Origin of the sequence: Psychrobacter glacincola, assembly GCF_965118485.1 — a bacterium.
GTDB classification, from domain to species: Bacteria; Pseudomonadota; Gammaproteobacteria; order Pseudomonadales; family Moraxellaceae; genus Psychrobacter; species Psychrobacter glacincola_D.
The window spans coordinates 1-18829 of record NZ_CBCPJH010000013.1 but is presented as its reverse complement, the minus strand read 5'-3'; the positions used below and the strand labels follow the sequence as shown (position 1 = coordinate 18829).

The 18829-nt window shown below is 42.8% G+C and carries 16 protein-coding genes and 2 tRNA genes; 9 read left to right on the top strand and 9 right to left on the bottom strand.

The annotated features are described in order from the left end of the window. The first annotated feature begins 91 nt into the window (after positions 1-91). Positions 92-745, top strand: a complete 654-nt coding sequence (gene adk, locus ACMHKH_RS06670) for an adenylate kinase (protein WP_413519908.1) — start codon at positions 92-94, stop codon at positions 743-745. A 221-nt stretch (positions 746-966) separates the two neighbouring features. On the opposite strand, the gene secB is transcribed toward adk, so the two are convergent. The 4 genes from secB to rsgA form a co-directional block, all read right to left on the bottom strand. Next, entirely contained in the window at positions 967-1416 is a 450-nt protein-coding gene (secB, locus tag ACMHKH_RS06665; protein ID WP_413519907.1) for a protein-export chaperone SecB, read from the bottom strand. Between the two features lie 186 nt (positions 1417-1602). Continuing rightward, positions 1603-1866 (bottom strand): glutaredoxin 3, encoded by a 264-nt coding sequence (gene grxC / locus ACMHKH_RS06660; protein WP_413519860.1) that lies wholly within the window; start codon positions 1864-1866, stop codon positions 1603-1605. A gap of 298 nt (positions 1867-2164) precedes the next feature. Beyond that, positions 2165-2620: a rhodanese-like domain-containing protein gene (locus ACMHKH_RS06655; protein ID WP_413519859.1), complete on the bottom strand. Its 456-nt coding sequence runs from the start codon at positions 2618-2620 to the stop codon at positions 2165-2167. A gap of 137 nt (positions 2621-2757) precedes the next feature. Next, entirely contained in the window at positions 2758-3861 is a 1104-nt protein-coding gene (gene rsgA / locus ACMHKH_RS06650; RefSeq protein WP_413519858.1) for a ribosome small subunit-dependent GTPase A, read from the bottom strand. 250 nt (positions 3862-4111) lie between these two features. On the opposite strand from rsgA, the gene orn reads away from it, so the two are divergent. Continuing rightward, positions 4112-4699, top strand: a complete 588-nt coding sequence (orn, locus tag ACMHKH_RS06645) for an oligoribonuclease (RefSeq protein WP_413519857.1) — start codon at positions 4112-4114, stop codon at positions 4697-4699. Between the two features lie 177 nt (positions 4700-4876). On the opposite strand, the gene ACMHKH_RS06640 is transcribed toward orn, so the two are convergent. From ACMHKH_RS06640 to ACMHKH_RS06625, 4 genes are all read right to left on the bottom strand, one after another. Continuing rightward, positions 4877-5356 (bottom strand): hemerythrin domain-containing protein, encoded by a 480-nt coding sequence (locus ACMHKH_RS06640; protein ID WP_413519856.1) that lies wholly within the window; start codon positions 5354-5356, stop codon positions 4877-4879. 48 nt (positions 5357-5404) lie between these two features. Further along, positions 5405-6595, bottom strand: a complete 1191-nt coding sequence (gene dpaL / locus ACMHKH_RS06635; protein ID WP_413519855.1) for a diaminopropionate ammonia-lyase — start codon at positions 6593-6595, stop codon at positions 5405-5407. Positions 6596-6866: 271 nt separating this feature from the next. Further along, positions 6867-6943 (bottom strand) — tRNA-Asp (locus tag ACMHKH_RS06630). Positions 6944-7009: 66 nt separating this feature from the next. Continuing rightward, positions 7010-7085: transfer RNA gene (locus ACMHKH_RS06625), tRNA-Val, on the bottom strand. 280 nt (positions 7086-7365) lie between these two features. On the opposite strand from ACMHKH_RS06625, the gene ACMHKH_RS06620 reads away from it, so the two are divergent. The 7 genes from ACMHKH_RS06620 to ACMHKH_RS06590 all read left to right on the top strand — a co-directional run bounded on the left by ACMHKH_RS06620 (position 7366) and on the right by ACMHKH_RS06590 (position 17676). Continuing rightward, on the top strand, positions 7366-9009 hold the full coding sequence (locus ACMHKH_RS06620; RefSeq protein ID WP_413519906.1) for a cardiolipin synthase: 1644 nt from the start codon (positions 7366-7368) through the stop codon (positions 9007-9009). 139 nt (positions 9010-9148) lie between these two features. Then, the gene (locus ACMHKH_RS06615) at positions 9149-10570 is read left to right on the top strand and encodes a tetratricopeptide repeat protein (protein ID WP_413519854.1); all 1422 of its coding nucleotides are present in this window, start codon (positions 9149-9151) and stop codon (positions 10568-10570) included. Between the two features lie 122 nt (positions 10571-10692). After that, positions 10693-12288: a 3-deoxy-D-manno-octulosonic acid transferase gene (locus ACMHKH_RS06610; protein ID WP_413519853.1), complete on the top strand. Its 1596-nt coding sequence runs from the start codon at positions 10693-10695 to the stop codon at positions 12286-12288. Between the two features lie 8 nt (positions 12289-12296). After that, entirely contained in the window at positions 12297-13055 is a 759-nt protein-coding gene (locus tag ACMHKH_RS06605) for a 16S rRNA (uracil(1498)-N(3))-methyltransferase (RefSeq protein ID WP_413519852.1), read from the top strand. A gap of 263 nt (positions 13056-13318) precedes the next feature. Further along, complete coding sequence (locus ACMHKH_RS06600; protein ID WP_413519851.1) at positions 13319-14443, top strand: extracellular solute-binding protein; 1125 nt, start codon at positions 13319-13321, stop codon at positions 14441-14443. 69 nt (positions 14444-14512) lie between these two features. Continuing rightward, complete coding sequence (locus ACMHKH_RS06595) at positions 14513-16198, top strand: ABC transporter permease (protein WP_413519850.1); 1686 nt, start codon at positions 14513-14515, stop codon at positions 16196-16198. Between the two features lie 122 nt (positions 16199-16320). After that, positions 16321-17676, top strand: a complete 1356-nt coding sequence (locus tag ACMHKH_RS06590) for an ABC transporter ATP-binding protein (protein ID WP_413519849.1) — start codon at positions 16321-16323, stop codon at positions 17674-17676. Positions 17677-17749: 73 nt separating this feature from the next. On the opposite strand, the gene ACMHKH_RS06585 is transcribed toward ACMHKH_RS06590, so the two are convergent. Further along, on the bottom strand, positions 17750-18628 hold the full coding sequence (locus tag ACMHKH_RS06585) for a methyltransferase domain-containing protein (RefSeq protein WP_413519848.1): 879 nt from the start codon (positions 18626-18628) through the stop codon (positions 17750-17752). Positions 18629-18829 lie beyond the last annotated feature (201 nt).

The window sequence follows — 18829 nt, the reverse complement described above, 5'->3', positions numbered from 1 at the left end:
AAAGCCACAAGGTAAGGTAAGCTCTGCAAACCACCAATCCCTAAGTTTTATTTGTCCCAAAATCCTATTTATTAAGGAGAGTCGTGTAATGATGCGTATTATTTTGCTAGGTCCACCAGGCGCCGGAAAAGGCACCCAAGCTCAGTTCATTTCTAAAGAGTATGACATCCCGCAGATCTCAACGGGCGATATGCTGCGTGCAGCAATCAAAGAAGGCAGCGAGCTTGGCAAAAAGGCCAAAGATATCATGAATGCTGGTGGTTTGGTTTCTGATGATCTGATCATTAACCTCGTGCAAGAACGCATCGCTAAACCTGATTGTGTGAACGGCTGTATCTTAGATGGTTTCCCGCGTACCATTCCACAAGCCCAAGCGCTTGCCGATGCGAATGTGACGATTGATCATGTGATTGAAATCAGTGTACCTGATGATGAAATCGTTAAGCGTCTGTCAGGTCGTCGTCAGCATGCAGGTTCTGGTCGTGTTTATCATGTTGATCACAATCCACCAAAGCAAGAAGGCATTGACGATGTAACGGGCGAGCCTCTAATCCAGCGTGAAGACGATAAAGAGTCGACCATTCGTGACCGTTTAGCCACTTATCATGAGCAGACTTCTACCTTAGTTGGCTTTTATCAAAATAAAGCGGCTGAGGGCGGTGATGCGCCTAAGTATGATAAATTCGATGGTACTCAAGGTATCGATGATGTGAAACAACAAATACTGTCTGCTTTAAAAGGCTAGTATTTGTATTTCAGCTTTTAATGGAGCTGACTAATCAACTGTTGTTATTGAAAACCCTGCCGCTAGTACTAGCAATGAGCAGGGTTTTTTCATGGGCAAAGAATAATAAACAACATCAGCATATATCTAAATAATTAAAAAACGTCCATAAAAAAGCCGCTTACTCAGATCAGTAAACGGCTTTCAGATATTAATAAGCTAATGCTTTATCACGCTAAGTCTTATGCATTACCTTCAGCATCAACTTGCTGTTGGCTTTGCGCGTACGCTTGGTCAAAGTTGACCGGAGCAAGTAATAACTGTGGGAAGCTACCACGGGTTACGATGTCGCTGATGACTTCACGCGCATATGGGAACAAAACGTTCGGGCAGTAAGCACCTAAGATTTGACCGATTTGGTCTTCTGGGATATCTTTTAATAAGAAGATACCTGCTTGATGCACTTCAGCGATAAATGCCGCTTCTTCCGCGTTTTTCGCCGTAACGCTAACTGTTAAGACTACTTGATAATGGTCGTCATCTAGTTTTTCAGCATTGCTAGACAGATTGATATCAAGCTCTGGGTTCCACTCTTTGGTGAATACGCTAGCGCCTGGAACTTCAAGTGACATGTCTTTTACATAAATACGTTCTAGTGCCAATTGTGGTTGTACTTGTTCTTCAGCCATGATAATTCCTCTAAAAGTTAATCAATTGATGGGGCAAACTGTCGCTTTAATAAAATCGTAATAAGATTTAATAAAACAGCATTGTAATATAAATCGAGACAAAAGCCCGATGTTTTTAGCCGCACTTTATATTATTGCCTTAGTCTATTTTCACAATAGTAAAAACAGCGCATGAGGCAAGATAGCAAATTAACCCGCTAATAGCTCGTCAAGTTTGCCCTGCTGGTTCATTTGGTTGAGCTCATCAAAGCCACCAACAAAGGTTTCGCCAACGAAGATTTGCGGTACAGTGCGGTAGTTATTGGTTTTTTTCATTAATTCTTGGCGTTCTTCACGGCTCATGTCGTGCATGCCAATTTCTTCATAATCAACGCCTTTAGATTTCAGCAGTTGCTTAGCATTTGAGCAGTATGGGCAGATAGGGGTGGTGTAAACTTTAACAGATACAGTCATGATACATCCTTATTTATAAGTTTATAGAGAAATCGTTATAGGGTAGAAAATTGTTATAGGGTATAAAGCAATATTATAAAATTTGCCTATAGAGGCTGCAATCAAGTAAATCATAAGCCGATATTTTATTATGCTCACTATAAAATGGGGATGTGCACTGTAAATTCAAGCTAAATAAATACAAAACTGTTGCCAGTATCATAAATGTCACATAAAAAAAGACACCTAATATAAAGGTGTCTTTTTTACTCACTATCGATAGATAGCAAGTCATAGTTTGATAAAGCGCGCGCTCAAACTACTTATGCAAGCTTGGTTTTGCTTTGACCTTACTATTTTGCTTAGCATCTTTTAGTCCAACGAGTGGCATCCCAGCGCCTTGCCAGCCGCCGATACCGCCTTCTAAACGATAGACATTTTCTTTGCCAATCATTTGAACGGCTGCGCCTGCTTGTACGCCCATGTCGCAAATGATAATTATTGGCTGTTCAATCGCACGAATTTCTTCCATGCGGTCTTTGAGCTCAGTAAATGGGATATTGCGACTGCCTTGGATATAACCGGTGACAAACTTCTTTTTGGCACGGATATCGATAAGCTGCGCATTTTGAGAGTTCACCATCATACCAAGAGTATTGGGCGATATTTTTTTACCGCTACGTTTGTTTTCAATAGCAAAAAACAGCACGGCTAGTACGGCTAATATACCAAATAAAAACGGGTGGTTGCCCACAAATTCCAGCGCACGATCCAAACCATACCTCCAAAAAAATAAGTGTTCTATTAGGCTGAGAAGACAGCCTAATGGATTGAACAAGGCGCTATTATACCGATTAGCTTATCCATAGTAAACGTGTGATGGTCATCATCTTGATTAACGATGGATAAGGCTTAATAAGGTTTGGTATCTGCCTCTTCTCTTAACGTCACAAGGTTTTCAACGCGGCGTTGCAATACTTTGCCATCAGCAACTGCTTCCCATAAGGCGCAGCCTTTGCTGTTATAAGTGTGGCGGCAGTCGCGGAACTGACAGTCGCCAGCTAATGGTGCTAGCTCGACAAAGCCTGAGATGATGTCATCAGGCGTCAAATGCCAAATGCCGTACTCACGAATACCAGGGGTATCGACGATACCACCTTGAGTCAAGTCATCTGGGTTAAAGGGCAATAAACGGCTAGTAGTGGTGGTATGTTGACCGAGCTTTGAGTTATCAGAGATGATATTGACGCTTTGCGCTGATTCAGGCAACAAAGCATTGATTAAGCTGCTTTTACCGACGCCAGATTGCCCTGCGAAAATAACCAGCTTTTTATCTATATAACGTTTTAGCTCATCAAGTCCTTCTTGCTCATCGCTATCAGCGACGTTTTCAGGACAATCGACTGAGGTCAGTACGCTCTCATAACCGAGCGCGGCATATTGTGCCAATAACTCACTGGTATCGACGTTTTTTTCTTGTACCAGTAAGTCGGCTTTATTCAGTACCAATAAAGGCTTGACCCCAGCATGATGACAGACGACTAAATAACGATCAATGAGGGTCGGGGCAGCAGCAGGCAAGGGCGCAAATACAATCGCTAAAATATCGACATTGGCGGCGACAGGCTTGAGCTTATGATAACGGTCAGGGCGTGAGACCATTGACGTACGTGGTTTGACTGATTCTATCCGACCAAAGCCGGTATTAGAGTCAGCATTCCAGCGTACTTGGTCGCCAGCAGCTAGCATCGGTAAATTGGTACGTACGTGGCAGCGCCAAATATCGCCTAACGCTAACTCCTGCCAAAACGGCTCAGGGTCATCAGGTGCGATTTCAGGCTGCACAGGTATGAATGCCGGCAAACTGGTCACTTGCACTTCTAACTGCTTGCCATAGTGCGCCATGACCACACCATCCATCAAACTTTCATCGATACTGTCTTGACTATCCAACTGCTGCTTATCGATGCGTCGAAGTTGTTGTTTCGTCAGTTTGCGTTGTCGGATTAATGCCATGGGTTTGTGACCTATTATAAAATATTGCTCAGTGTAGCGTGAAAATTTGCTAACATACAGCCTAAAGCGCTGACGCTTAGCAGAGATTTTGTAATATTTTAGTATTCATAAATTTTAAGTGAAAGTCACAGCTGTCTTAGTACAAATATTCTTTGTAATCAGTAGTCAGATAGGCGCTTTATTTTATTCATATTGCTATTAAAGCATTGCTTGTAAGTTGTCCCAAACTTTATTGACCATAGGATATTTTATGACCACCGGCGACCATCCCAATAAAATTAAAATCAGAAACCAAGGCAAAAAAGGGCTGGTATGGATTGATTTAGAAATGACCGGACTTGATACCTTAAACGATGAGATTATCGAGATAGCCACCGTTGTCACAGATGAAGATTTGAACGTCCTCGCTGAAGGACCTGTCTTCGCGATTAAAGTATCCGATCAAAAGTTAAATGGTATGGATGATTGGAATACTAAGCAGCATGGGCAATCAGGACTGGTTGACCGTGTACGCCGTAGTAAGGTGACACTGGCTGAGGCGGAAGCTGAAACCATTAAGTTTTTGAATAAATGGGTCGATAGTGGTAAGTCGCCGATGTGTGGCAACTCAATCTGTCAAGATCGCCGCTTCATGGCGCGTCAAATGCCAGAACTTGAGCGATTCTTCCATTATCGTAACCTTGATGTGTCGTCTATCAAAGAGCTGTGCTTCCGCTGGCGTCCTGATGTCCTCAAGAATTTTGAGAAAGGCGGTAGTCATTTAGCATTAGATGATATCCGTGACTCTATCCGTGAGCTTAAGCACTATCGTCAGCATTTCTTTAAACTGATACCTTAGAGCCAGTGTTTAGTACTGTAAAGATAAGCAGCTATTCGAAGAAATAAATACGTAAAAAGCCCTCAAATGAAACAAGTTCCAAATAGGAAGCGTTTCTTTAAGGGCTTTTTAATTGGTTTAAGCGACAGTTGATATCAATCATATCCAGTTAACTTAGGGGTATTAGCGGCAAAAGCGTTAGCGATGCTCATCAAGGTGCTTGATGCTGTCGGGACTTGATGCATAAACAGCATCCAGCTCTGCTTCGGTCAGGTATTTTTCAATCACCGGATATAACTCACGTTCTTCAAAACGAATATGATCGTATAATAGGATAGCCAACCCTCTCACTTGCAACACCGTTATTTCTTTATTGGCAGCCTCTTGTATATTTTCAAATTCATTGACAAGTTGGTATAGCTGCTGATGCTGTCCATCAAGTGTATCAAGCGCTAATGCAACGTCAGGATGGGTAGCACGATAAGGTTGCAGTGAGTGAGCGATTAGCTGGTCTTCGATTTCAAAATGCTCTTGCATGTCGTCAAGATAAGAGGTGAGATTGCACCAATGTTTGGCAATCTCATTAGGCTCATCGAGGCACTCTTTGGCATTACGCGACAGATTTAGCCCAAAGTGATGCTGGCGAGATAAAGGCTGTAATTGATTGACACGTTTCATATTAAAACACCTTTGATAAATGTGACCACTTAAATATAAGCTTTTATATTAATGTTGGCAATTCCAAACAATGTCTCGATATCTTGCCGGATTGGTGTCGCCTTCAGTGTTAAACAGTAGGATGACTGAATCTTCATTCAATCCCATGTCTTGACGGATATTAATATTGGCTGCATCACTACAAAGCTGATAAAGCAAACCAAGGGTGATTGCACCTGACTCACCGCTGATGATAGCCGTATCGCCTAATAGCGGATTGCCTAATACCCGCATACCAACGGCCGCTATGTTGTCATCAAGACTCGCAAAATAATGGCTGCAGTCTTTTATTACGGGCCAAGTAACGGGGTTTGGCTCACCGCAAGCAAGACCTGCCATAATGGTATTTAGCTCGCCTGTTACATTGACTATATTGCCTTGAGCACTTGTACCCGATTGATAGAGACAGTCAGCTGCGCTAGGCTCGGCAATAATGGTTTGAAAGTTGCTAGCTCCAAGTTTATCTATCAGATAACCTAAGATGCTACCAGCCATGGAACCAACGCCTGCTTGCAAGAATACATGGGTTGGTAGCCCTGTACTCAGAGTTGCAGCTTGCTCAATCGCTTCATCTGCCATCGTCATATAACCTTGAGAAATCCAAGTCGGTATTTCCTCGTAGCTTTCCCAAGCGGTATCTTGTACCAGCGTCCAGTCGTTTTCTACTGCCGTCTTATTAGCTAAACGTACGGTATCATCATAATTTACTTCAGTGATAATACATTCTGCGCCTAATTTTCGGATACGCTCCGCACTGACTAGCGAGGAACCTTTTGGCATATATATAATCGCTTTCTGCCCCATTCTTTGAGCGGCCCATGCCACGCCAGTACCATGATTGCCTGCCGTTGCAGTGGCAAATACCAAAGGCTTATCAATCTTAGAGGCAATCGTGGCTAAATCAATATCGGCTATATCTATGTTCAGGTGTTTTGCTAGCAAACGTCCTAATGCATAAGAGCCGCCAAGCGCTTTATAAGCATTAAGTCCAAAACGCTTTGATTCATCTTTCACCAGAATAGATTTAACGCCGAGTCTACTTGCTAGTAATGGTAACGAGACCAAAGGCGTTGGTTGATAGCCATCAATTTGACGATGAAATTGATGCGCTTGCTTAGTAATTTCTACAGTAAATAGAGGCGATTGTTGACCATTATAAAAGTTATTTTTAGCGATATTTAGCATAAGACTGTCTTCCATGAAAGTTGATCAAATCATGAGTATGTCATGTAAATGGATAAAGATGGTCAGCATTTGGTCACTGAGTATAGAAATGGTGATTCTAAGAATCAAAGTTATTCAATCTTAAAGACAAAGAGTATGAAGTGTTAATTAGTGACAAAGATATAAAGAGGTTTGAAGGTGTAATTTATATAAACCAAATATTTAGGTGAAAAACCAGACACAAAAAAACCTCAAACAATCTAATGTTTGAGGTTGAAACTTTTGTATTAAAAGTAAGTTTTAAATATGGCGCAGCGGACGGGACTCGAACCCGCGACCCCCGGCGTGACAGGCCGGTATTCTAACCAACTGAACTACCGCTGCTTAGGTCGTACTTAGTTTATTTAACCACTTAGCTTATTACTTAATAAGTAACGCTATACTAAATAGTGGTGGGTGATGACGGATTCGAACCGCCGACATTCTGCGTGTAAGGCAGACGCTCTACCAACTGAGCTAATCACCCTTCGAACAATTGCTAGGCAATTTATTCAACATCAACTGAGCTCTAAGTTTGTCACTAAGCTCTGCTGCTGTGGGTGTGTATTATATAGATTTACTCATGGCTGTCAAACACTATTTCACATTTTTATAAAATGATTGTCAGAAGGGCTTTTGGGACTATGGCTAGGTGATGTAAAAGTACCTTTATCAACTACTCAGTTAACTAGTCGTTACCTATTGCACGGTGGATAAAAGACTCTATACTTGATGGGTTATATTTGACGGCATTATGCTATTACCGGTTGGAGGCGAAAACAATAGAAGCTTTATCTACTACTGAGCAGCAAGTGGCAGCATGGTCATGGACAGACTTTGCTGGGCTGGGTCTGATATTTCATATTATTCTTATGATTGTGATGACGTTGCGCATTGTCTCAGTACAGCGCAATATTGGGGTGGCAATCGCATGGATAGCGATTTTGTTTACTTTGCCCATATTTGGCTTGATTGCTTATGTGCTGGTCGGTGAACCGATGATTGGTCGACGTTATCGTCAGCGTATGGATCAAGCACGGCTATTGATGAATGAGATGGCACAGCGCGAGCGTTTGGTATTTGATGAAGGGCAAGATGTGTTACCGACTCATTACCGAGGTGTTAGCCAAATTGGTACGCGCTGGACGGGATTTGGAGTGTTCTCAGACCATGATATGCAACTGTTGACGCACGCCAATATTATCTTTAAACGTTTAATTGACGACATTAATGCTGCTCAGCGCAGTATTTTGATGGAGTTTTATATTATTTACCCGAAAGGGCAAGTGCTCGATGTTATAGAGGCTTTAATGGCAGCGGCTCAGCGCGGCGTTGAATGTCATATTCTGATTGACAGTGTAGGAAGTTTTAGCTTTTTTAATAGTAAAGCCCATCGAAAATTAGAAAAGGCAGGTGTTTTTGTCCATCAATCACTACCAGTAGGGCTTTTTAAAACCTTATTTAAGCGCTCAGATTTGCGTAATCATCGCAAAATCGTCGTTATTGATGAATATATCGGTTATATCGGTAGTTTTAATTTGGTCGACCCTAAGTTTTTTAAGCAAGATAAAGATGTCGGTGAATGGATTGATGTAGCGATACGCAGTGTCAGCGATAATGACGTTAGCATTGCGACGGCGATGGCAAAAGTAGTGGTGACTGATATTGGCGCGGAAAATAGCGATAATTTAGATGCGCTACATCAACGAGTCAATAGTTATACGCGTAAGTTGTATGTGCGCAATCCGACGATTAATGATCTCAATAGCCGCATCAAAGTATTGGATGACGCGATAGAGAATATAGAGGGACCTTCTACTGGGGCGATGTCGACCGTGATTCCGCAAATGCCAGTGGTAAAAGGTGTAATCGCACAGCTGATTCCTTCAGCGCCGCAAGTGACGGCCCATGTTATTTATAATACTTTAGTGACCGTTTTACATCGCGCCAATCACTGCATTCGTATTACAACGCCATACTTTGTACCTGACGAAGCTCTATCAGGTGCACTAGTAACGGCAGCCAAGCGCGGTGTAAAAGTCATACTGATTATCCCTGAGAAGGTCGATTCGTTCTTGGTTCAGCACGCCTCACAAGCCTATTATCAAGAGTTATTAGAGGTGGGCGTGGTCATTGCTTTGTTTAAAGGTGGTCTGCTACATGCCAAAACAGTGGTTATTGACGATGATTATTGTTTATTTGGCACCGTAAATATCGATATGCGCAGTTTTTATCTAAATATGGAAGTCAGTTTGGCAATTTATACGCCTGAAATGGTTGCGCAAGTTGCTGCTTGCCAAGAGTCTTATCTACAAAGCTGTCGTTTTTTAAGCTTGGATGAATGGCAACAGCGGCGTAAGTCTGAGCGCTTGTTTGATAATGTCGTCCGTTTATTTAGTCCATTATTGTAGGGCTGCCTGTTTTAGGTTAAGGTAAGCAAGGCTTTGTATGATAACTATTTGTTTATTGCTTCGGTCGATTAGCTTTATTTATTGCTTCTATTTATTGTCTCTATGAGTGATTTAATTTTTTAAAGGATACGCGCTCCTTATGTCTTCATCGCCCTTAACGCCCCTTGATTATATTGCAGCAGGTTATTGGCAAGATTTTTTGGCAAGGCATGCTGTCGCAGGCGGCATTGCTTACGAAGTAGATTTGCATCATTGTAGCTTGGATGAATCGCTGGCAAGCTTGCAGCGTCTAGATACGTTAATGTCGCAGATACGCCGTGATATGGTAAAAACAGGTATTTGGGATGAAGCCACGTTATTAAAAGATGAGCGCTATCGTAATTTTATGGTGTTTTTGGCATTTTATGCCGGACGAGTATTGGCGCGGCAATGGCAGCAGTCGCCACGATGGTTTGGTCAGTTTGAGCTAGATACGCGCTATCCTGAATTGACACTGACGCCCGATGATTTTTATCAGCATATGGCGATGTTTTACGGCGCTAATATTAATACTAAAAATAGCAGTGATAAAGGGAATATTCCGCTTTTCTTTGCTTTAGAACCGATAGGAATGCGTTTATTTGGTCATATTGATCGCACGTTTAAATCGGCGCAAGGTATTCAAGTTGCTAGCGGATTATACCAAGCGGTCAGCACTAGATTGCCAAAGGCGTTGAGTGATAAGCCTCATTTGGTCGATACCACCATGGCAGCTCTGGCAAATGCTGAGATAACAGATAAGCCAAACACTGAAATAGTCAATGAAAAGATAGCTATCGATAAAATAAGTCCTGAAAATAGCGGCTATGCTACCGATGTAGAAAACACAAAAATAACGAATTCCGAAGCAACACCCATAGAAGTAGCAAAGCCTAAGCCAGTCGTAAAAGTAGTAATAAAAGAACCGCCAACGCCAGAGATGTTTACCCAATTATTAACAGAGCTACATGAAATAGAGGTAACACAGAGCGCAGGCGAAACTGAATATGAGCAGGCCTGCAAGGTTTTAGAACAGTTTGAGCGCCATATTGCTAAGCAAGAGAAGCCACGCGATCAAGTCGTGTTTTCAGAGATGCACCTGCAAGCAAAGCAGCAAGCGCTGCTAGGATTAAAAGTCGCTGCAGATACAGGCAATAGCGCTGCGATGTTGCGATTGGCAATGTACGAGCTCCTTGGCGAAGGTCTGATAGCAAACGAAGGCGCGGATAAAGCGGTTAGCATAGAAGCGGGGGTTGAATGGGTTAAGCAAGCGGCGAGCAAAAATGACAGCCGTGCCCAGCGCTTATTAAGTAAAATGTACTACCAAGGCGTAGGGGTGATACAAGACCTTAAGGTTGGTAGATATTGGCTCGAACAAGCGGCAGAAAACGGGCATATAGAAGCGGCAAGTTTACTCGGTCAGTGGCAACAAGCGCAAGTGTTAATCAGCACCCAAAAGCAAGAGCAGCATAGTCTTAAGCGCTATCAGCTACTGTTTGCAGTGATTATCGTGATAGCCTTACTTATTATTATTCTGGTCTAAAAAACGATAGTTAATATTCCTGAATTTAAAAGCGTATTGTTTGGTAATAAATTCAGGTAGAATTGGTGCGTTTTTTATACGCGACTCCTATTATCTGCTCCATTAATTATCTGGGCTTTTGCATGCCATCTTCTGACACCTCAAAAAAACTTTCTTATAACGCCTTGCCTATGCAAAGCCGAGCGGCATATAAGCCACCTGTTTATTATCAAGTGGGCATAGGTTTATTAAAGCCACTATACCGCCTGCAAGTATGGCGACGCTCGCACGCGCGTGATAATTATCAGCAAGAAGTCGAGCAGCGTTTTGGTAAGCGTTATCCTGTGCCTCCTTTAGCCATAGAAACACAAATACCAGACGCGAATGTAAATAACAGCCTTAATGCTAATAATCAAAACAAAACCATCTGGTGCCATGCAGTCTCTTTAGGGGAAACCAATACTGTTGCGCCATTATTGGATGCGTTATTGGCTTGTGGTTATCGGATATGGCTGACCAACACTACTCAGACTGGTTTTGCGCGCGGCGCGAGCAGATTTGCAGAAGATATTGCGCAGGGGCGCTTGAGCCACAGCTATGTGCCAGTTGATAGTCCAGCGGTGATTGAGCGGTTTTTAAATCATGTAAAACCTGTTGCTGCCTTATTTGTAGAAACAGAGCTATGGGCAAACATCTTAACCAAATTATCTGAGCATCATATTCCAAGTATTTTGGTCAATGGAAGACTGTCGGCATCCTCTTTTAAAAGCTATCAGAAGATTGGCGCAGTCAGTGCCAGCATGATGAAAAATTTGAGCTTAATCATTGCGCAGGATAATGACTCTGCCAAACGCTTTCGACAATTGGGCGCTCATAGTGCCCAAATCCGTGTGGCAGGTTCGCTAAAATGGGTCATTAATACGCCTAAATTGTCTAATGTGCATGAAATAGACGATGAAAAGGCCATTGATACAGATATTGAAAATAGTGAGCAACCAGAGCTAGTAGAAAAAACGAGTGTGACGGCGAATGATTTGGGCGTGGTCAATCGCCCAATCTGGGTGGCAGCAAGCACTCATAGTGGTGAAGAGGAGTTAGCGCTGTCATGGCAGCAGCAATTACTGTCAAATCCTACATTGGCAGCAGTACTACTTATTATCGTCCCACGCCATCCAGAACGTTTCGATGAAGTGGCAGCGCTGATTCAGCATTCAGGCTTGACCATGGCAAGGCGCAGTGCAGCAGAAACCATTGATATCACTACTCAAGTTTATTTAGCTGACAGCATGGGTGAGTTAATGAATTGGTATGCCCTTGCAGATGTGGCATTGGTAGGCGGCTCATTAGTCAAAGTTGGCGGCCATAATCCGGTTGAACCGGCAAGTGTGGCGACACCGGTATTGATGGGTATTCATACGCAATCTTGCCAAAGCGTCGTAGATAAATTGGCCAGCGTCGGAGCGTTATATCAGCCTAATAACTCTTTTTATCAGGCGTTATATCAGCCTAGTAATCATGATAAGCAAGAGAATAGAAACCCACAATCTGTCGATAATGAAACGCTGATTTATCAACAGCTAAAATATTGGCTGAGTCATTTAACAATGGCTGAGCAAGCAGGGCAAGCGGGTGCGCAGACGATTGAGCAGCAGCAAGCCGTATTAAGTCGTCAGTTATCGATGATTGAAAAGGTCATCGAGCAGTCTGCTATGCAAAACGTTAGCCAAGATCTGAAATAAGAGCCACTATGAACTGTATCTTATTACCGGCTGCAAACTTCTCTAATCAATCTACACATATCAATGCAAAGGCACAAATTGAGCATGTTAATCAAGTGCTGGGGGCAAAAGTTGGCGATACCTTAAAGATAGGACAGCTAGAGGGTAATCTTGGCAGCGCTATCATTGCTGATATTACGCCTGAGCATATTTTACTAATTGATGTAAATCTAACGACAGCACCGCCACCTAAGCTAAATCTGACGGTAGTACTGGCACTGCCGCGCCCAAAAGTATTACGGCGTCTGATTATGGATATGACCGCGCTCGGTGTCCGCGATATCATCTTGATTAACAGCTATCGGACACAAAAAAGCTACTGGCAAAGCCCGATGCTAAGTCGCCTTGAAGAGTTCGTATTAGAAGGGCTGCAACAAGGCGTTGATACGGTCGCGCCGCGTATCAGTCTGCAAAAACGCTTTAAACCTTTTGTCGAAGACGAATTGGCACAGTTAATCACCAATCGAGCTATTGTCGCTCACCCCTATGGTGAATTATTATTTTCGAAATATATGCAGCAACAACATCTGCAAAAGCAATTAGAAAACTCTGAATCATCTCACAGTTCAATACTACCGAGTATGGTTTTTATCGGCGCAGAAGGCGGCTGGATTGATTATGAAATTGAGCTACTTACAAAGCAAGGCTGCCAAGCGGTGCATATAGGTGAACGGATTCTGCGTACCGAAGCGGCGGTTAATGCTATCTTGGGTCAATGGTTAATATAAGATAATAATTGTTATAAGTTTTGTTTGAAAAGTATGGCAAAATTTATGATAGCTGCATCAAAATTGCTCTAAAAACTACTTCAAAAAATCATTAATAATCTAATAATTTGCTGAACAGTTGAGCCAGATAAATGTATTGATAATTAATCTCATTTCCATTAGTATATGTCTTTCCAGACATTAGGGTCTTTTTAATCCTATCAATCCATGATTTTTAATGTCGTTTTATTCTACCTATCCGTCGCGATATTATGGGGAAAGCCATGTCATTGAATGTGATCAGTGCAAATTTATCTTTTACTAAGCTTACTTTACCGGTTGCCGTATTTGGCATGATGTTGGCGCTTGCTGGCTGTAGTAAATCATCGACGCCAGAAGAAAGCGTTGACGCTGAAACGACTGCACCAAGCACTGAGCAAGAGGTAGTAAAAGAAGAAGCGACTGCCGCTGATGGACAGACAGTGACTATCTACTCATCACGTAATGAGCAGTTAATCAAGCCTTTGTTAGACCGCTATACTGAGCAAACGGGTGTCAAAATTGAGCTGGTGACCGATAAAACAGGTCCATTAATGGCGCGCTTACAAGCGGAAGGTAAAAACACCCCAGCTGATATGCTGTTGACCGTTGATGCGGGCAACTTATGGCAAGCAGCAGAGCAAGGTTTGTTGCAACCTGTTGCTTCTAGTGTTTTGGAAGCCAACGTACCGGCTAAATATCGTGATCCTAAAGGCATGTGGACAGGTTTATCATTGCGCGCTCGTACGATTTTTTATGACCCAAGTAAAGTAAGTGCTGACCAACTATCAACTTACGCAGATTTGGCAGATCCAAAATGGAAAGGTAAGCTTTGCCTACGCTCATCAAAAGCGGTCTATAACCAATCATTGGTTGCCAGTATGATGGAAAATTTAGGCGAAGAAAAAACAGAAGCCGTCATCCGTGGTTGGGTTGCTAATTTAGCCACTGACGCATTCAGTGACGATACCAGTATGTTAGAAGCTATCGCTGCTGGTCAGTGTGAAGTGGGTGTCGCTAACAGCTATTACTACGGTCGTATTCTTGATGAAAAGCCTGATTTCCCAGTGAAGATATTCTGGGCAAACCAAGAGACTACCGGTACCCATGTCAATATCTCTGGCGCTGGCGTTATTACTGACTCAGACAATCCTGATGGTGCGCTCAAATTGATGGAATGGTTATCCTCTGATGAAGCACAAGGTCTCTATGCCAGTTCTGATAAAGAATATCCAGTAAAAGAAGGTGTCGATGAATCAGAGCTACTCAGATCTTGGGGTCCATTCAAACAAGATAGCATCAGCGTACAGAAATTTGGCGAACGCCAAACCCAAGCCATTCAAATGATGGACAAAGCAGGCTATAAATAAAAGTCTGCTAGTCATTTAATCTGTCAGTTATTTAATATAGTTATGATGCGTATGACACGGTAACAACTTATGACAATAATGCCAGAAGCGTCTGCCAGTCAGAACAATACTGTCAATGAAAGTAATGAGAAAGGCAATACGAGTAACGCTATTCGCCAAGACCATGCTACCCGTAAACGTGTCATCTCGAAATCAGTCTTAGGACTGATTTCGTTGTTTATGCTTGTACCGATTTTAATCGTGTTATTGTCATGGACGCAGCCAGTTTCTGATATTTGGGGGCACATGCGTGAATACGTATTGCCACAAGTTCTCAAAAACACCGCTATTTTACTATTAATGGTCACCGTGATTTCTGGCACGGTCGGCACAGCATTGGCATGGGTCACAAGTATGTACCGCTTCCCTGGACAGCGGTTTTTTTCGTGGGCACTAATGCTGCCCCTCGCGATGCCAGCTTATGTTTTAGCATTTGTTACAGTAGGCATCGTTGACTTTAGTGGACCATTACAAACGGCGTTAAGAGATTTTGGCATTACAACTGCCATTCCCTCAGTACGAAATGTTTGGGGCGCAGGGCTAGTATTGTCATTAGCATTTTATCCTTATGTTTATTTACTGGCGCGCCAAGCCTTTCTCTCTCAAGGTAGACGAGCAATAGAAGCTGGTCAGATGCTCGGCTTAAGTCGTAGCAAGGTGTTTTTTCGGCTAGCATTACCACAAGCATTACCTTGGATAATTGGTGGTTTATTACTGGCAAGTATGGAGACACTAGCGGACTTTGGCGCGGTGTCCGTATTTAATGTTGATACCTTTACCACTGCTATTTATAAAGCATGGTTTGGCTTTTTTAGCTTGACGACAGCAGCGCAGCTGGCAGCACTATTAATCGGCGTAATCTTTATTGTTGTTTTGTTTGAGCAGTATTGGCAAGCGAAGCGCGGTAATATTATTACCCAAGGCAGTAGCAAGCGTCTTGAAGCCAGCAAACCGGCTAAAGTTGTTATGATGCTGCTTTGTACGCTGGTATTTTTAATCGCATTTTTTATCCCTTTTGCGCAGCTTATCTGCTGGACAGCGGCGAACTTTCAGCAAGATTTTGATGCGCGTTATATTGATTTTGTCACCAACAGCCTCATGATTGCTAGTATGACCACCGCGTTTATCGCGGTCTTAGCGATTATGATTGCTTGGATTAAGCGTCAATATCCGGATAAATTGACCAAGCTTATGACTACCTTAGCCAATTTGGGCTATGTGGTGCCGGGTACAGTGTTGGCAGTTGGTATCTTTATTCCGATTGCGTGGCTGGATAATCAGCTGATTGCTTTTGGTGTGACCCCTACGCAGTTCCTATCCGGTAGTGTGATTGTGATGCTATTGGCTTTGTCAACTCGTTTTATGACAGTGAGCTTTCAGCCGGTAGATCGCCAGCTTCAACGTCTAACGGCTAATCAAGAAGCGGCTGCTAAATTGCTGAGTGACAGTCCTTTTCAGCGCTGGCGACAAGTGATGTTGCCAGTATTAAGCCCAGGTGTTTTAACCGGCTTATTAATGGGTTTCGTTGAAGTGATGAAAGAGATGCCGATTACCTTGATGACGCGGCGCCAAGGCTGGGATACGCTGGCGGTACGGGTATTTGAGATGACCAGTGAAGGCATGTGGGCGCGCGCCGCATTGCCAAGTTTGTTGATAGTATTGGTCGGTCTTATTCCTGTTTGGATATTGCTGCGTCAAAGTGACAAACAGGGTTAAGGTGTTTTTTAATTAAAATAGTGTGCTTAAATAATCAAATGATATTCATTGGTATTTTCCGTAATTTTAACGTTTAACATTGTGATGTTGGTTTTTTCACTAATAGCTTACTGGTACTGTTTATGTATACTGACTTGATGAATAATTCAATAGATTCAGCAGACTCTAATTCTTTAGAGCCTCAGAGTAAAGCACGTCAAAGTAATGTGAAAAAGCCACCTATTACTATTATAACCAAGGCACAAATGGCGCAAGCTTTGGCGGATAGAGAATTACAGCAAGGCACTGCTAGTTTAGATAACTCGCTCACTCAGGATCATGAGACCACCACCCAGCCTTATTTTAGTGTAAAAGACTTAGTAGTTGGCTATGACGATACGATAGTGGTCAATGGTTTGTCGCTAGATTTACAGCAAGGTGAAATCGGCTGCTTTTTGGGCTATAGCGGCTGCGGTAAGACCACGGCCTTAAGGGCTATTGCAGGATTAGAAGAGAGTCGTGGCGGCAAAATTACGCTTAACGATCAGCGCCTGACAGAGCAAGCGGCACGTGTCTCATTTGCTGTTGCGCCTGCCAAGCGTGGAATGGGAATGGTATTTCAAGACTATGCGTTATTTGGACATTTAAGCGTGGCAAAAAATATCGCTTTTGGTCTTAATAAATGGTCTGCTGCTGACAAAAAGGCCCGCGTTTCTGAAATGCTAGCGTTGGTAGAATTATCTGAGCACGCTGATAAGCGCCCAAATGAACTATCCGGTGGGCAGCAGCAGCGCGTGGCATTGGCTCGTGCGTTAGCGCCAAAGCCTAAGCTATTGCTGCTCGATGAGCCGTTTTCGAACTTAGATGTGGTATTGCGTGAATCATTGGCTATGAATGTCCGCGATATTCTCAAACGTACCAATACCACTGCTATTTTGGTCACTCATGATCAAAATGAAGCATTTGCGCTTGCGGATAAAGTTGGGGTGATGCATAAAGGTAAACTGGTACAATGGGCAACCCCAAGTGAGCTATATCATAAACCTGTCAGCCCGTTTGTCGCTGAGTTTGTTGGTGAAGGCGCGATGATAGACGGCATCATTAAAGAAGGTCATGTCGAAACGGCGCTTGGTGATATTTATCGACGTATGGAAGTCTATGATGCGTCAGGTCAGCCGCAATATTGTGAATATGACTACCCTAACGGCACACCGATTAAGATATTGGTGCGTCCCGATGACATCATTCATGATGATGAAAGCATACAAACTGCATTGGTCGTTGGTCGGGTGTTTCGCGGTGCCAACTATCTCTATCGCTTACAGCTCGCCGATGGTCAAACGGTCTTATCCTTAGTCGCCAGCCATCACAACCATGAAATCGGTACACAAATCGGTATCTTACCGATACTCGAGCATGTGGTAGTTTTTGATGAAAAAGACATCAATGCCACTACATGGTCAGAGTATGATAGGTCTGAGCGACTTGAAGACATCTGATAGCGCTTATCAAGTTGTCTTTATCAAAAGGATGCTAGATACTTAAGTTTTACATTTTTTAAGCGATATGTGTTTAAGAGACACGCGTCGCTAGTAGATGTAAGTAACGTCCAAGCCATTTATACGGCTCCAATTGTGAGTAGCGTAGCTCCATGCGTATGACTGCCTCAGGATCATTATGACCACCACGTTTCAGCGGTGAATAATCGTGAAATACCCGCAGACCGCTGGCAACCAAAGTTTGATAATCATGTGCCTTTAGCCAAGCTTTAACCTCTTCTTTGGCAACCGGATGATTGGGGGTTAAGCTTTTTTTATTGTCGGCTTTATAGTCCGTGTTATCGAGTAAGTTAAAATTACCCATTATCAAGTTACGATAATCGAAACTCGCTGGATTATAAAAGCATAGTGATAGTGCTCCATTATCGGTCAATTGCTGATCAAAAAAATCCATCACTAAAGCAGGCTCTGCCAACCATTCGAGCAGTGCATGACACATAATCAAATCGAATTTTTCTGTCTTATCCATTAACTTTTCTGCAAGCTCTTGGTATGGACATATATGCCACGTAATGTCTAGATTCTCACTACATTGTGCAGCGGTTACTTGCGCTTTCTCCAACATATTGGCTGAGATATCATTGATAACTAGTATGTGTCCTTGAGCGGCAAGCTCAATGGCAATTTGCGCGAGTCCTGCACCCACATCTAAGATACGTAACGGTCGCCCAAGTGTACGACTCATCCCATCAACATAGCTAAAAATATCACGGCGCAATACCGCCAGTCGAATATCTCCCTTTAAGCCACCATAAACCTTTTTTTCAAAATGATCGGCAATTGCATCAAAGCTACGGTCTGTCCGCGCAGCTTCTTCTATTACTTGTATTGTCGGATTCTCTGTAGATTCTGAGGGTTCGTTATGGTTAGTATCTTGAGGATTAGTTGGCATAAAGAGCTGTCTATATCGTAAGGTTTATGGTGGCGTATCGTACAATAAAGCAGGGCACTAATCTAGCGTTGATAGCATCAACGACTTTTTAGAATTACCTTTAAATTACATCCACCTTATTAATCAATAACCAATACGAGATTGCGCTATTTAGACAAAATGAGCGGCATATCATCTAACTTAAACTAAATTAGTTTTAAC